Genomic DNA, 15043 nt, shown 5'->3' with positions numbered 1-15043 from the left:
TAGCTTCGCTTAGAGCGAGTCCTCGATAGCGTTAGCGTTAGCGAAGCGGTAGCGACACAGGAGCGTCGCGTCATTACGAATTACCAACTCAATTAGCGATCGCTAATTGAGTTGGTATAATTTTTAATTTGTATTCTAGAAAATCTTATAAACATGAATCGTCCCCAGACAGAGTTTTATACACCTTGGAAAGATATACTGCAAGAGTATTTTGAAGACTTTATGCAATTTTTCTTTCCTCAAGCTCACGCAGAAATTGATTGGACACGTAAACCTGAGTTTTTGGATAAAGAGTTGCAACAAGTTGTCAAAGATGCTGAACTGGGGCGGCGTTTAGTCGATAAACTTGTAAAGATTTATTTAATAGGGGGTCAAGAGACTTGGTTATTAATTCATATCGAAGTTCAAAGTCAGGAGGAAGAGAACTTTGCCCAGCGTATGTTTGTTTATAACTATCGTATCTATGATCGTTACAAGCGATCGGTAGCTTCCCTAGCGGTGTTGGGAGATGAGCAACTAAACTGGCGACCAAATCAATTCGGCTATCAGTTATTCGATTGTCAAATGCATTTTCAGTTTCCAACAGTAAAGTTGCTAGACTATCAACAACGGTGGTCAGAATTGGAAGCAAGCTATAATCCCTTTGCTACTGTCGTCATGGCTCATTTAAAAGCCTTAGAAACCCGCAGTAACTTCCAACAGCGTCTTCAGTCCAAACTGTTATTAACTAAACGACTGTATGAGCGAGGTTTTAAACGCGAGGATATTATCAACCTCTTTGGATTTATTGACTGGATGATGAGTCTATCAAACGAGTTACAGCAGGAATTTGAACAACAATTAATACAATATGAGGAGAAAAGAAAAGTGCCGTATATTACTAGTCTTGAAAAAAGAGCAATTCAAAAAGGAATTGAGCAAGGAATTGAGCAAGGTTTATTAGAAGGCATTGAATTAGCTTTAGAATTAAAGTTTGGTGATTCAGGACTTAATTTGATGCTAGAAATCTCACAAATTAAAAATATTGAGAAACTAAGAGCTATTAAAGCTGCATTAAAAACAGTCCAGACTGTAGAAGAGTTACAAAGTATTTATAGCAGGAGAGAGGGAACAGGGGACAGTGAACAGGCATAAAATAAACACTTTATTCCTTCTCTACACCCCTATACCCATGCTTCTTGAAAGGGCTAACCTTTACCAAAGACAACCCCAAGCGAACGTGCTATATTTTGTGGTTGCATTGCATCCACTGCTGCTGTGGGTTCATAGCCACAGTGAACCATGCAATCTGCACATTTGGGATTACCGCTAGCGCGACCGTATTGACTCCAGTCTGTTTGTGCTAATAATTCTTTGAAACTTGTATAATAACCTTCATTTAATAAATAACAAGGTTTTTGCCAACCGAGAACGCTATAACTTGGGCTACCCCAAGGTGTACACTCGTAGTCTTTTTCACCTATGAGAAAATCTAAGAACAGCGGGTTGTGATTAAAGTTCCAGTTTTTTTCACCAGTTTTGAGGGGAGATAGGATTTCTCGGAAAAGGGCGCGTGTTTGTTCACGCTTGAGAAAATGATCTTGATCTGGTGCCCACTCATAACTGTAGCCTGGAGAAATCATCATGCCATCAATATTCAAGCTGTCTAGGAAGTCAAAAAAGCCTTGCATTTCTTTAGGATCTGCACCATCAAAGATAGTAGTGTTTGTGGTAACGCGAAATCCTTGAGCTTTGGCAGCACGGATGGCTTTGACAGCAATCTCAAAAACGCCTTGGCGGTCTACACATTTATCGTGCAATTCTTGCATCCCATCGAGATGCACACTAAAAGTCAAGTATGGGGAAGGTTGGAACTTATGCAGGCTTTTTTCTAGCAACAAACCATTAGTACATAAGTAGACATACTTTTTGCGCTCAACCAATCCGCGTACAATCTCATCAATCTGAGGATGTAGTAAAGGTTCTCCCCCAGGAATTGATACAACTGGTGCGCCACATTCTTCGACAGCAGCAAAGCACTGTTCTGGAGTTAGGTTTTGCCTCAATACCTCCGTTGGATGCTGTATTTTACCACAACCAGAACAAGCTAAGTTGCAGCGAAACAACGGTTCTAACATCAATACGAGAGGGAAGCGTTTACGCCCTAGTATGCGCTGAGTAACAAGATACTTCCCGATATCCATAGCTTGTTGCAGATTAATCGCCATTTTTCCGATCGCTCCTCATTCGCATAGATCAACACCACCGAAGATATACAAGAATACAGTAGTTCTCAATTGGTTACAATACATGTTTTGGGAATTGGGGACTTGGTAATATCTCTCTCTGCTCTCTACCTCCCTGCTTTTTCACTTGACATATCCTTGAGATATAAACCAATTAACAGCGTCTTTCAGTGCTGCATTTAACGGAGATTGGGGTAAACCTAGTTCTCGTAGAGCTTTTGAGGCATCGTAGTACATGGGTTGTTGAGCCATGCGGACGCCATCGAGGGGTACAGAGGGTAATTTTCCTAAGGGGGCGAGGATTTTTTCTTCAATCCAGGCGACGCTCAGAGGTATCCAAGCGGGTATAGTTTGTTGGGGGGCGGGTAGACCTGTGATATCGGCAAGTTGCTCAAGCAATTGCTTAAGGGTAAGGTTTTGGTTGGCTAAGATATAGCGATCGCCCGATTTGCCTCGTTGCAAAGCTAGTAAATGTCCCCATGCCACATCACGCACGTCGATAAAATTTAGACCAGTATCCATATAAACAGGCATTTGCCGCCGCAAAAACCGCAGGATAATATCACCTGTTGGTGTCGGCTTGATATCCAAAGGGCCAATGGGGCTACTGGGGTTGACTATAACTACTTCTTGACCTGTAGCAGCCGCTTGTATAGCTTCTTGTTCAGCCAGAAATTTCGACTTTTTGTAGTCACCAACCAACTTTTCTGAAGGGCTTTGATGTGTCTCATTGACTACTTCACCAAATGAACCCACCCCAATCGCCGCTACAGAACTAGTATAAACAGTCCGATCAATATCTGCTTTGCGGGCATTGAGCAACACATTACGCGTACCTTGAACATTATGACGGTAGAGTAACTCGCGATCGCTTTGCCACAGCGAATAATGGGCTGCTACATGAAATAAATATTGGCAACCCTGCATTTTTTGCCAGAGATCCGAGTCATGCAAATCGCCTTTGACAATTTCCACCTCCAAACCGCGCAAATTATCCAAATTACTGCTAGGGCGTACCAGCGCTTTCACCGTATATCCTTGTTGCAGCAATAACCGCACCAAATGAGCGCCAATAAAACCCGTACCACCCGTGACAAAAACTTGCATTAATTCTCCTTGAAAGGGACTTTGGAATCAAGAGGACACGGTGACGCGGGGACACGGTGACGCGGGGAGTATAAATGAAAGTTTCTCCCCCTCTTTGCGTCTTACCCTCATTCCTTCATCTCTTCCTAAACCTGGGAAACCAATCATCCAAAATGGCGTAGACTACAGGGACAACAATCAAGCTGAGGATAGTTGAAGTTACCAATCCGCCAGCAATGGCCACAGCCATGGGCGATCGCAATTCAAAACCAGCACCAAAACCTAAAGCGATCGGTAGCATCCCTAAAATTGTCGAGGCAGTAGTCATCATAATTGGTCGCAGGCGCACTGGGCCGGCTTTGAGGATAGCTTCAGTGCGTTCTAAGCCAGCATCGCGCAGTTGGTTGATATAATCCACCAGTAAGATGGCGTTTTTGTTTGCTAGTCCCAGTAAAAAGACAAAGCCAATCAGCGAGATCATGCCAAAATCGCTATTAGTAAAAAGTAGTGCCAGCATTGCCCCCACCAACGCCAAAGGCAAGGAAACGCCAATAACCACCGGGTCTACCCAGCTTTTGAATAGCAAAATTAATACTACTACAATACACAGTGCTGATAAAGCCAAAGTAGTACCAAAACTGCCAAAAACTTCACCTAAACGGGCGGAATCCCCTTGCAAATCAAGGGAAACACCGGAGGGTAAAACCGCTTTGGCTTCAGCCACTACTTTATCTGTCGCATCACCCAAGGATAAATTTTTACCAAGATTAGCACTGATATAAGCTACACGTTGATTGTCCAAACGCTCAATTTGAAACACCTTGCCTTGTTGATTTGCTTCACCTGTAACTGTGACATCTGCGAATCCTGGTAGTTTCTCAATCCTCTGTTTAGTGGCTTTAGCAGCTTTGCTGAGGGCTTCGAGGTCATTACCCCTTAATGAAACTTGTAAGGGTTTTTGACCACCTGTATCGACAAATTGAATATCTTCAATACTGGTAGTTACTCCAGCTAAAACAGGCAAAGAGGAACGAAATTGGTCTTGGAGTTCCGCAGTTGTGATGTTGCGATTTTCCTTGAGCTTAACGTAAAGCGTGCCTTTATTCGGCTCACCCTCACGAGAACCAACGGTAGTAAATACAGTTTCTACTGCTGGCGATTTTCTCACCACATCTTCTAGTTTTTTGGCAACTGCGAGGGAGTCATTGAGGGGATTGGGGATTAGGGGTAATGGGGATTGAGGACTTGTACTGAGCGGAGTCGAAGTATTGGGGTTTTGACCCTGCTGTCCTGCTCCTGTGGGGATAGTTGGTAAGGGAGCGGTGTAAGCTATATTAAATTCGCCTCGGTCTAGTTTGGGAATGAACCCTTTAGGAATAAGCGGAATTAGGGCTATGCCGGCGATGAAACTGAGTATGGCTAATCCTATAACTATGCGCCGATGCCTTAAAGACCAACCCAACAGATCACGGTAAGATTGGGCAAAAGCTATGCCAATTTTTGATTCCCGGCGTCGAGAAGTCGCAGATGCTGGTTTTAGCCAGTAGATAGCTAGTACTGGCGATAAAGTCCGCGCAACTAGCATTGAAGCGAGCATCGCTGCTGAGACGGTGATCCCAAAGGGCTTAAAGAATTGACCGATGACCCCACCCATTAAACCTATGGGGAGAAAAACCGCAACTGCTGTCAAAGTAGCAGCCGTCACTGTCAACCCAATCTCATTGGTTGCTAAGAGTGCGGCTTGACGAGGACTTTCCCCATCTTCGATGTGGCGCATGATGTTTTCCACATCAACGATCGCATCATCAATAATACTGCCAATTACCAAAGCCAAAGCCAGCAATGTAATTGTCTCTAGGTTGAAGCCAAAAATCGCCATGACGATAAATGTCGCCAACAAAGATGTGGGAATCGCTAGTGCAGAAATTAAAGTTGCTCGCCAATTCCACAAAAAAGGAAAGATGACAACAATAGACAACAACACTGCTTCCAGCAAAGCATCTATCGTTGACTGGGTAGCATGACGGATATATTCTGCTTGAGTGGCAGCTAAGGTGAGTTTGACATCCTTCAAACTAGACTTTAACTTTTGTACTTCTTTCTCTACCCGACTTACCACTTCTAGGGTGTTAGCGCTACCACGTTTAATTACCTGAAATGCTAGTGCATTTTGCCCATTAAACCGGACTAATGTTGCTCCTGTTTGGGGGATAGCAGCGCTTGCATTAGCTGCTGTTAGTGTTGGGGATGGACTGGGAGCGCCCAATAGTGATACTTTGAGAACTCCTGGTAGTTTAGCGATCGCTGGCACAATTTGATCTTTCGCCAGCTTAGTTAAGTCGGTGAGATTTCGCGAGGGACTTTCAATAGCATAGCTAATGGCAGCTGACTCATTTAAGTTCAGAGGGATGATTTTATAACTTGCTCCCTGAGTTAAAGTCAACTGCTTCAGCCTAGTTTCGACACTGCGAGTCGATGTTTCTAAATTTGTACCAACAACAAAAGACAGACTGACGGCAGATTGACCCGGATAACTAGATGAGCGGATACTCTCAAGTCCATCTAGAGAGCGAAGGTTTTCTTCTATAGGTTTGGTAAGCTTTGCCTCTGTATCTACAGCAGTTGTCAAAGGTGCTTTGGCATTCACCACTACCACTGGGAAGGTAATATCCGGGAACAAAGCATATTTGAGGGAACTAAAAGCAAGAATACCAGCTACCGTCACAGCAATCCAAAAACTTATCGTCAGCCACGAAAAGTCAATTGCTAGCCTAGAAATATTAAAGCGTTCTCGTGCGGATTTTGAGCTACTCAGCTTGACCATTTTGGAAAATCATCGTGCGGTGACACAATTACTAGTCATGCTACATTAATCACCTCAAGTTTGGGAGTTTTAATACTTTTTTGATTCTTTAGAGGGATGGGGAGTGGGGAATGGGCTTCGACTTCGCTCAGCCCACGGCAGGGAATTGAGTATTAAAGCCGCAACGTTCAGGTTCAAAACCGCAACATTCAGGTTCAAAGCCGCAACATTCAGGTTCAAAAGCTCAAACCCTACTCCCTACTCCCCACTCTCCACTCCCTACTCCCTAATGACTTTCCGTACTAATTGTGCCAATTTATCAGCACTATCAGGAACTGCGATCGCTTTGGCATTCTCTCCCATCTTGGCTAACTTGTCTGGCGATCGCAACAAACTTAACACTTGAGTTTGCAATATCTCTGGGGTTAACTCTGATTGCTTAAATGTTAACGCTGCACCAGCTTTGGTAAACACGTCCGCGTTGTAAGATTGATGGTCTTCGGCAGCAAAAGGATAGGGAATCAAAATTGCTGGTGTTCCACACACTGCCAATTCTGTGAGGCTACCAGCACCAGAACGACTAATTGCTAAATTAGCTCGTCGTAATAGTGCTGCCATGTTGTCATAAAAGGGTAATGCTATATACTGTGGATGTCTGAAGCTGTCGGTGTCAGGGTCGCGATCGCCTGTTAAATGTACCACATATGCACCAGCGTCAAACCAAGCTTGAGCGGACTGGCGGACTAAATTATTCACCGCTACTGCACCTTGACTCCCACCAAACACCACAATTAAGGGCACACCATTAGGTATGGGTAAATCTAAAGTTGCATTAATTTCTGTATCTAAAAACTGTGGGCGCACGGGTGTACCAACGCAGACATTTTTGGCTTTGGGTAAATACTTAGCAGCCTCGGCAAATCCCAGCGCTACCACACTGCACCAAGGGCCAAAAAAGCGAGTAACTTTACCTGGTAGAGCATTAGATTCGTGGAAAATTATCGGTAACCCGAGGGAACGCGCGGCAATGACTGCGGGGCCAGCTATATAACCCCCTGTAGTGAACACACCTTGAAAGTTTCCCCGTTTGAGAAGTCGCCTCACTTCGAGAATTGCACCGATAAGTCCACCCAAGATGCGAATAGAGGAAAGTCCCAACCCTTGCTGAAACCCCTCAACTGCAATAGTATTCAAAGAATACTGTTGAGGAACAAGCTGAGTTTCTAACCGATTGGGTACACCTAGCCATTCGATTTCATAATCCGGCAATTTTTGTGCTAATGCGATCGCTGGAAACAAGTGTCCACCAGTCCCACTGGCAGCTATGAGTAATTTTATCGGTGCGTTTGCCATCAAAACTCTACCGTTTAGCGCTGAGCTTAATTAAGATAAAACAATTTCCTTGCCTTCTCTATCAAATCAGTAAACTATCACCAATGACTAACATTATCGCTCTAATACTGAAACGCCAACGCAAATTTCCCGTTAGCATCTGGCTAATTTTATCCCTGATCACATTTACCTGCATCAACAGTTGGCAATTTGCTCAAGCCGATACACCCCAGAATGCACCTGCTGAATTGAAAAATCTCTTGACGCAAATTGATGCAGCCGCTAGCCAAGGCGATGTCAAAGGTGTGATGCAATTTTATGACCCCAATTTTACCCATGGGGATAAATTAAACCGCCAAGCTCTCGAAAAAGGCTTAACAGCGCTCTGGCAAAGATATCCAAAATTAAAATACACTACACAATTACAAAATTGGAAATCTCAAGGCAACGCTGTCATTGCTGAAACTGTAACTACTATCACTGGCTTACCTGCTACTAATGGGAATAACTTAGCTCTCAATGCCACGATTAAATCGCGCCAACGCATCACAGGTGGCAAAATTGTCCACCAAGATATTCTTTCGGAACGTACTATACTAACCTCTGGTACCAAGCCCCCCCAAGTTGAGATCAAATTACCACAGCAGGTAAAAGTTGGACAGCAGTATAATTTTGATGCGATCGTTCAAGAACCACTAGGCGATGATTTTCTTCTAGGAACAGCATTAGAAGAACCTGTCAAACCAGAAAAATACCTTAGCCCTACACCTGTAGATTTACAACCACTTTCATCTGGTGGTTTGTTTAAAATAGGACGCGCACCATCCACCCCTGGTAGTCAATGGGTTTCTGCTGTGATCCTCCGCAATAACGGGATCACTATGGTAACTCAACGTATGGAAGTGTTGAAAAAATAAAATGTAGAGAGACGCGCCATAGCGCGTCTCTACAAGGGTTTAGGGTAACTAACAATGATTTCTCTCCAAAATCAAATCGTTTTGATTACAGGTGCAAGCAGTGGTATTGGTGCTGCTTGTGCCAAAATATTCGCTGGTGCGGGTGCAAAACTGATTTTAGCGGCGCGGCGTTTAGAACGTTTACAGCAATTGGTAGAGACGTTACATTTAACATCTGCACAAGTTTATTTGTTACAGCTAGATGTCCGCGATCGCAACGCTGTAGAGTCTGCTATCTCCAGCCTACCTGCTTCTTGGTCTGATATTGATATTCTGATTAATAATGCTGGTTTGAGTCGCGCTTTAGACAAGTTGCACGAAGGCAACTTTCTCGACTGGGAAGAAATGATTGATACTAACATCAAAGGTTTACTTTATCTCACCCGTTATATCGTACCTGGAATGGTAAACCGCGATCGCGGTCATGTGATCAATCTCGGCTCAATTGCCGGACATCAAACCTATCCCGGCGGTAATGTTTACTGTGCCACCAAAGCAGCTGTCAGAGCAATTTCTGAAGGCTTAAAACAAGACTTGCTAGGAACCCCTGTACGCGTCACTTCCGTTGATCCTGGCATGGTAGAAACAGAATTTAGCCAAGTGCGCTTTCATGGCGATATTGAACGTGCCAAAAAGGTTTACCAAGGAGTTACCCCCCTAACACCAGATGATGTTGCTGACGTCATATTTTTCTGCGCCACGCGATCGCCTCATGTCAATATCAATGAAGTAATCCTCATGCCAGTTAATCAAGCTAGCGCTACTCTGGTTCATCGGCTGTGAGAGGCTAGGGGTTAGGGATGAGGGGGATGAGGGAGATGAGGGGGAAATAACAAATACTCATTCCCAGTCCCCAGTCCCCAGTCCCCAGTCCCCAGTCCCCAGTCCCCAGTCCCACTCCCCACTCCCCACTCCCCACTCCCCACTCCCCACTCCCCACTCTCAAAGTCCATATCGCTGATAAACTTCACTAGCAGCACGATGCAGTAGAGAGTGACGCCAAACAAGAGATTTCAAATCGTCAGCGTAACCACCGCCAATTACGCAAGCCACGGGATAACCAGCAGCAACGCAGGTACTCAAAACCTGCATTTCCCGACGGAATATGCCAGCATCAGTTAATGCTAATTTACCTAAGCGATCGCCTATATGGGGATCTACACCTGCATCATAAAATATTAAATCTGGCTTGACTTTTGATATTAAATCTGGTAAGTAATTGGCTAAAGTTTGTAAATAAACATCGTCTTCCATGCCTACAGCTAGTGGAACATCTAAATCGCTGGTTTGTTTAGTACCAGGAAAATTCACTTCGCAGTGCATGGAGAAAGTGAAGACACTCTCGTCATCCTGGAAGATAAAAGCAGTGCCATCGCCTTGATGGACATCCAAATCGATGATGAGGATTTTTTGGACGAGTCTAAGTTTTTGTAAAACACGACAGGCGATCGCCATATCATTAAAAATACAAAAACCAGATCCATAACTTGGGAAAGCATGATGAGTGCCACCGGCAGTGTTGCAAGCTAAACCATGATTTAGTGCTAGCCTAGCAGTCAGTATCGTACCACCTACCGCTACACAAGTACGATTTACTAGAGCCGGACTCCAAGGTAAACCAATACGCCGCTGCGCCTTAGAATCTAGAGTACCTTCACAGTAAGCTTGAACATAGCTTGGGCAATGGACTAACTCTATCAAAGCTTGTGGTGGCCGCTCAGGGATATGAAATTGTTCTTGACTAGCTACATTGTCAGTTAATAGCAATTCATATAGTAGTCTGAACTTGGACATCGGAAAACGATGCCCTTGGGGTAGTGGTGCAATGTAATTTGGGTGGTAGATAATTGGCAAATCCATGCAAGTTCCCAACACTCATATGATCCATCAAGCGAAAACTACATTCTCACTTTACCGAAAACAGGGTGTGGAGTGTAGAGAAGAAAGAATAAAAAAATATCGAATATGTAGGGTACGTCAGTTCAATAAAGCCTTAACTCACAGAGAAATTATTCGTGCTGACGCACTATAACAACCAAACGAGGTAAAATTTATTAAGAACAAAGTTGCTAATTTCGGTAATTGTAGTTCCTTGATGTTAAGTTGATCAAAAAATAAAAGTACGAAAAAAAATAAATTTATTTTAGAGGATTTAAATTTTGAACTTTGAGTTTCCTAAAGGGGTTGATATAATGCAATGGATTCCACCGATTGCATTTATTCTAGCTGGCTTATTTGCTGGGATAATTGGTGAAAAAGTTATCTTTAAAAAGCTAAAAATATTTATTACCAAAAAACAGATCCCCGGAAGCGAAATTATATTTCAATCCTTGCACCGCATGACCTTCATTTGGTTTGTGATTGGTGGTTTCTTCTGGGCAATTCTGAGTTCTCCACTCAATGCAAACATTACCACAGTTTTGCAAAAAACTGTGACTATTGTATTACTGTACTCAGTAACTTTAGTGTTAGCAAGACTAACTGCTGGGTTTGTAAATTTCTTTCTCAGCAGAACAGAAAGAATTTCAGCATCGTTGATTTCTAACCTTGCTAAGATTGCCGTTCTAGTTCTGGGGACATTAATTATATTGCAAACCGTCGGCATTGAAATTACACCGATAGTTACAACTTTAGGGATAGGTGGTTTAGCAGTTGGCTTAGCACTTCAAGACACACTTGCAAATTTGTTTTCCGGCTTCTACTTAATTATTTCTAAGCAAGTTAGAACTGGAGATTATGTGAAACTAGACGCAGGTCATGAAGGTTACGTCACAGATATTACCTGGCGCAATACCACTATCAGAGAAATTTCTAATAACTTCATCATCGTACCCAATTCTAAGCTAGCTTCGGCAATTTTTATTAATTATCATCTACCAGCAAAAGAAATTACTTTAACGATGAATGTAGGTGTTGGTTATGACAGTGACTTGGAGCAAGTTGAAAGAGTAACTGTAGAAGTAGCTAAAGAAGTTATGCAAGAAATTGCCCCTGAATTAATTAGTAATGAACCATATATTAGATTTCACACTTTTGGGGATTCTAGTATAGATTTTACCCTTTACATGCGTGTTAGTGAATTCTTTGATCAACGAATGGGTAAACATATATTTGTCAAAAAATTACATAAACGTTATCAGCAAGAAAGAATTCAAATTCCTTTCCCAATCAGAGATGTTTATGTGCAAAATAATGGCAAAGAAGATTCAGCTATAGAGCTAAATTAAAGATCGTTTTTTCAATGGTACTTCAAAGCGATCGCCTGGTGTCGGTTCAATAACTTGTACAGAAAGATGATTCTTTTCTAATAACGAACGCAGTTCTGTAGTACTCCCTGCATACTTGAGGATTTTTGCGAGTAATCCCTCAAAAATCACATCTCCTCCAGCCGCTGTAGGTATTAATGCTTGAGGTTGCAACCACTTGATAACCTCCAAAACGCTATCCTTTCCTCTGATTAACGAGATTAACAAAGGTATTTCGATATCAATAGAAGGTGTAATTACTACATCAACTGGTGCAACCTGCTTAACTTCGAGAGAATGATATCCATGAGGTTCGTAGTAGACTTTGAAACCACTCTCTAACTCTTGCAGAAGATAGCCATTTTCTACTAGAAAAGGGCCAATTGGAGAGCCGGGAAAAGCCCTAATTTCTACTTGGTGATTCAAAGTAAAAGTTTCGCCATGAGCCAGCACCGTCACTTGTGTATAACCTAATTGTTGAACTACCTTAGCAGCATTAGGAGAAGCTACGACCTTGATATTGCGATCAAGTTGCTTGAGTGTTGGTGTATGAGCGTGGTCTTCTAAACCTTGAGATAGCAAAATCAGATCAATATTCTCTGGTATTGGGCGTTCTTGAGGTCGAGAACCTTCAAAAAACCAATTCAAATTGCCAAAAGTTAACGAACCAACCAGCCAAGGGTCGATTAATATCCGATTTTTACCAATTTCCAACAGCCAACTATTGCTATCGAACCAAGTTAAGTACATACCTACATGAAGATAACACCTGCTTCTATAGCAATCCTAAATCATTTGTGAGAAATTTAGAAATCGGCTTTGCCGACTTGAAGCAACTGGCGCGCGATTTCTAATCGCCGGGGTTGGTATTAATTTGGACTTTTCAAACAACCCCTAACGCACCGAAGATCTCGAACTGAGTGAAGTCCTTCGCGTAGCGTCTTTGACAGGAGAAGTCTAGGGAATTGGGACGCGGGGACACGGGGACACGGGGACGCGGAGACGCGGAGAAAATTTCCCCCTCATCCCCCTCATCTCCCCACTCCCCACTCCCTAACTATTTCCCATACATACAAACAAGTTACAGTTAGTAATTATTCTTTATTAAATGTTTTAAATATTTTAATCTACTCCTTAAATGTCTTAACTGTCTTAACTGTCCAGTTAACTGTCTTAACTGTCCAGTGACTGATCTTAACTGTCTAGTTAACTGTCTTAAATACTATTGTGTTTATTTAATAAATCTGAGATTATTGAAAACTGAAGTTACTTGATATTCCTTCAATAAAACAAAATAAATTACCTAAAAAATAATCTTTGACAAACAGTTATGGCCTATTTTTAGAATAAATATCTAAGTAGGTATTGCTATGTATATATAAGAATTTAAGAGCTTGAGAGAGTAAGGCTTAGGCTTAACTCACCGAAAAATATGGTACGTTATAGCAACGCTTAACGCACTCTAAAATTCAAGGTTTACTTGATAAATGACGTTTTAAAACTTAATTGGATAAGTTGATAAGTAAAAAATCTAAATATCTGCTGTAAGAAGAGTATCTAAAAACATCAAATATTGATCTATGAATGTCTACTTAAATAATTTCCCAAATTCTCAAGAAAAATTTTCAAATTTAGTAGAACTACTACGTTACAGAACACAAATTCAGCCAGATCAAAGGGCTTACACTTTTCTGCGAGATGGAGAAACTGAAGAGATCAGTTTAACTTACTCTGAATTAGACCAAAAAGCGCGATCGCTTGCCACCTATCTTCAATCTCAAAAAGCCACTGGCGAACGTGCCCTGCTATTGTATCCACCAGGTTTAGAGTTTATTGTTGCCTTCTTCGGATGTCTATATGCGGGTGTTGTAGCGGTTCCAGTTTATCCACCCAAACGTAACCAGAGCTTATCGAGATTGCGAGCGATCGCATCTGATGCTCAAACAACCATAGCACTCACCGTTAGCTCTACTCTCACCCAAATCCAGAGTCAGTTTGCCCAAGAGCCAGAGTTTGCCAATATGCCACTACTAGCTACCGATAGCATCGCTATCGATGGGGCATCAGACTGGCAACAAGTACCAGTAGATAGAGATACCCTAGCTTTTCTCCAGTACACTTCTGGTTCTACAGGAACGCCCAAAGGTGTAATGGTCAGTCATGGCAACCTGCTGCAAAATTCCGCAGACATCGACTTAGGATGGGAACACACATCAAATAGTGTCATGGTAACGTGGCTTCCTACCTTTCACGACATGGGGCTTATTTATGGAGTCATCCAACCCTTGTACAAAGGTTTCCCCTGCTACATGATGTCGCCAACATCCTTTATGGAGCGCCCATCTTGCTGGCTCCAAGCTATTTCGCGCTACAAAGCCACTCACAGTGCTGCTCCTAATTTTGCCTACGATCTTTGTGTACGTAAAATCTCTCCAGAACAACGTTGTTCCCTAGATCTCAGTAGCTGGCGTATGGCATTAAATGGAGCTGAACCAGTTAGAGCGGACATTATCAAACTTTTTACTCAAGCATTTCAACCCTATGGTTTTGACGAAGTTGCTTTCTGTCCTGGCTATGGTCTTGCGGAAGCTACCCTCAAAGTTACTGCGGTGCGAAAAAAGAGTCAGCCTGTATTTTGCACAGTTAAAGCAGATGCTTTAGCGATGAATCTGGTCTTGGATACTACTGGAGATGAACAGGGCGTGACGTTAGTTGGATGTGGATGGACTGAGATTGATACAAAAATCGTGATTGTTAACCCTCAATCCCTTACCCAATGTTCACTAGAACAAGTAGGCGAAATTTGGGTGTCTGGTTCGACTGTAGCCCAAGGATACTGGAGGCGACCCGAACAAACCCAGGAAACCTTTCAAGCTTATCTGACAGATACTGGTGAAGGGCCATTTCTCCGTACCGGGGACATCGGATTTATCAAAGATGGGGAGTTATTTGTCACAGGAAGGATCAAGGATGTAATGATCATCCGGGGACGAAATCATTATCCTCAAGATATTGAACTAGTTGTGCAACAGAGCCACCCAGCACTACGCCCTAGTTGTGGAGCAGCTTTTACAGTCGAGGTTAATGGTGAAGAACGCCTAGTGGTTGTTCAGGAAGTAGAGCGCACCTGGCTACGAAAATTGGATGTAAAGATGGTAGCGAGAGCTATCTGTAAAGCTGTCGTACAACAACACGAATTGCACGTTTATGCAATAGCTCTGATTAGGACAGGGAGTATTCCCAAAACTTCCAGCGGTAAGATTCAGCGCAGTGCTTGTCGAACAAAGTTTCTGGATAGAACGCTCGATGCATTAGCTTCAGTACATGGACATTCACAATGGCAAAAAAAGCTAGATGACAACAGCAAGCAACTTACACAAATTAGTACACCTTAGC

11 protein-coding genes are annotated in these 15043 nt (G+C 42.7%); 5 read left to right on the top strand and 6 right to left on the bottom strand.

Annotated features, from left to right (window positions below):
* Positions 1-153: 153 nt before the first annotated feature.
* On the top strand, positions 154-1134 hold the full coding sequence (locus tag AC5JMF_RS01000) for an RpnC/YadD family protein (RefSeq protein WP_495793855.1): 981 nt from the start codon (positions 154-156) through the stop codon (positions 1132-1134).
* A 53-nt stretch (positions 1135-1187) separates the two neighbouring features.
* Here the strand turns inward: AC5JMF_RS01000 and hpnH are convergent, their stop codons facing one another.
* From hpnH to murG, 4 genes are all read right to left on the bottom strand, one after another.
* A complete protein-coding gene (gene hpnH, locus AC5JMF_RS00995; RefSeq protein ID WP_495793854.1) occupies positions 1188-2207 on the bottom strand; it encodes an adenosyl-hopene transferase HpnH in 1020 nt (339 codons plus the stop codon).
* Positions 2208-2348: 141 nt separating this feature from the next.
* The gene (gene hpnA / locus AC5JMF_RS00990) at positions 2349-3332 is read right to left on the bottom strand and encodes a hopanoid-associated sugar epimerase (protein ID WP_495793853.1); all 984 of its coding nucleotides are present in this window, start codon (positions 3330-3332) and stop codon (positions 2349-2351) included.
* Positions 3333-3447: 115 nt separating this feature from the next.
* On the bottom strand, positions 3448-6135 hold the full coding sequence (locus AC5JMF_RS00985; RefSeq protein ID WP_495793852.1) for an efflux RND transporter permease subunit: 2688 nt from the start codon (positions 6133-6135) through the stop codon (positions 3448-3450).
* Between the two features lie 258 nt (positions 6136-6393).
* Positions 6394-7467: an undecaprenyldiphospho-muramoylpentapeptide beta-N-acetylglucosaminyltransferase gene (murG, locus tag AC5JMF_RS00980; RefSeq protein WP_495793851.1), complete on the bottom strand. Its 1074-nt coding sequence runs from the start codon at positions 7465-7467 to the stop codon at positions 6394-6396.
* An 83-nt stretch (positions 7468-7550) separates the two neighbouring features.
* On the opposite strand from murG, the gene AC5JMF_RS00975 reads away from it, so the two are divergent.
* Entirely contained in the window at positions 7551-8363 is an 813-nt protein-coding gene (locus AC5JMF_RS00975) for a nuclear transport factor 2 family protein (protein ID WP_495793850.1), read from the top strand.
* A 54-nt stretch (positions 8364-8417) separates the two neighbouring features.
* Positions 8418-9185 carry an SDR family oxidoreductase gene (locus AC5JMF_RS00970; protein WP_495793849.1) on the top strand — a complete coding sequence of 256 codons (768 nt, stop codon included), beginning with the start codon at positions 8418-8420 and terminating at the stop codon, positions 9183-9185.
* Positions 9186-9344: 159 nt separating this feature from the next.
* On the opposite strand, the gene AC5JMF_RS00965 is transcribed toward AC5JMF_RS00970, so the two are convergent.
* Positions 9345-10262 (bottom strand): histone deacetylase family protein, encoded by a 918-nt coding sequence (locus AC5JMF_RS00965; protein WP_495793848.1) that lies wholly within the window; start codon positions 10260-10262, stop codon positions 9345-9347.
* Positions 10263-10591: 329 nt separating this feature from the next.
* Here AC5JMF_RS00965 and AC5JMF_RS00960 point away from each other — a divergent pair, with 329 nt between their 5' ends.
* Positions 10592-11629, top strand: coding sequence for a mechanosensitive ion channel family protein (locus tag AC5JMF_RS00960; protein ID WP_495793857.1), 1038 nt, complete (start codon positions 10592-10594; stop codon positions 11627-11629).
* On the opposite strand, the gene AC5JMF_RS00955 is transcribed toward AC5JMF_RS00960, so the two are convergent.
* Entirely contained in the window at positions 11621-12397 is a 777-nt protein-coding gene (locus AC5JMF_RS00955) for an MBL fold metallo-hydrolase (protein WP_495793847.1), read from the bottom strand. The genes AC5JMF_RS00960 and AC5JMF_RS00955 overlap by 9 nt on opposite strands.
* A gap of 830 nt (positions 12398-13227) precedes the next feature.
* Here AC5JMF_RS00955 and AC5JMF_RS00950 point away from each other — a divergent pair.
* On the top strand, positions 13228-15042 hold the full coding sequence (locus AC5JMF_RS00950) for a fatty acyl-AMP ligase (protein ID WP_495793846.1): 1815 nt from the start codon (positions 13228-13230) through the stop codon (positions 15040-15042).
* Position 15043 lies beyond the last annotated feature (1 nt).

The organism is Desmonostoc vinosum (genome assembly GCF_059505385.1).
The sequence above is the reverse complement of the archived record's forward strand: the minus strand, read 5'-3'. Positions and strand labels throughout refer to the sequence as shown.

Excerpts from the sequence above, each read along its gene's own strand:
- AC5JMF_RS00950 (WP_495793846.1), top strand. The coding sequence starts at position 13,228 with ATGAATGTCTACTTAAATAATTTCCCAAATTCTCAAGAAAAATTTTCA.
- AC5JMF_RS01000 (WP_495793855.1), top strand. The coding sequence starts at position 154 with ATGAATCGTCCCCAGACAGAGTTTTATACACCTTGGAAAGATATACTG.
- AC5JMF_RS00970 (WP_495793849.1), top strand. The coding sequence starts at position 8,418 with ATGATTTCTCTCCAAAATCAAATCGTTTTGATTACAGGTGCAAGCAGT.
- AC5JMF_RS00985 (WP_495793852.1), bottom strand. The coding sequence starts at position 6,135 with ATGGTCAAGCTGAGTAGCTCAAAATCCGCACGAGAACGCTTTAATATT.
- AC5JMF_RS00965 (WP_495793848.1), bottom strand. The coding sequence starts at position 10,262 with ATGGATTTGCCAATTATCTACCACCCAAATTACATTGCACCACTACCC.
- hpnH (WP_495793854.1), bottom strand. The coding sequence starts at position 2,207 with ATGGCGATTAATCTGCAACAAGCTATGGATATCGGGAAGTATCTTGTT.
- AC5JMF_RS00975 (WP_495793850.1), top strand. The coding sequence starts at position 7,551 with ATGACTAACATTATCGCTCTAATACTGAAACGCCAACGCAAATTTCCC.
- murG (WP_495793851.1), bottom strand. The coding sequence starts at position 7,467 with ATGGCAAACGCACCGATAAAATTACTCATAGCTGCCAGTGGGACTGGT.
- hpnA (WP_495793853.1), bottom strand. The coding sequence starts at position 3,332 with ATGCAAGTTTTTGTCACGGGTGGTACGGGTTTTATTGGCGCTCATTTG.
- AC5JMF_RS00955 (WP_495793847.1), bottom strand. The coding sequence starts at position 12,397 with ATGTACTTAACTTGGTTCGATAGCAATAGTTGGCTGTTGGAAATTGGT.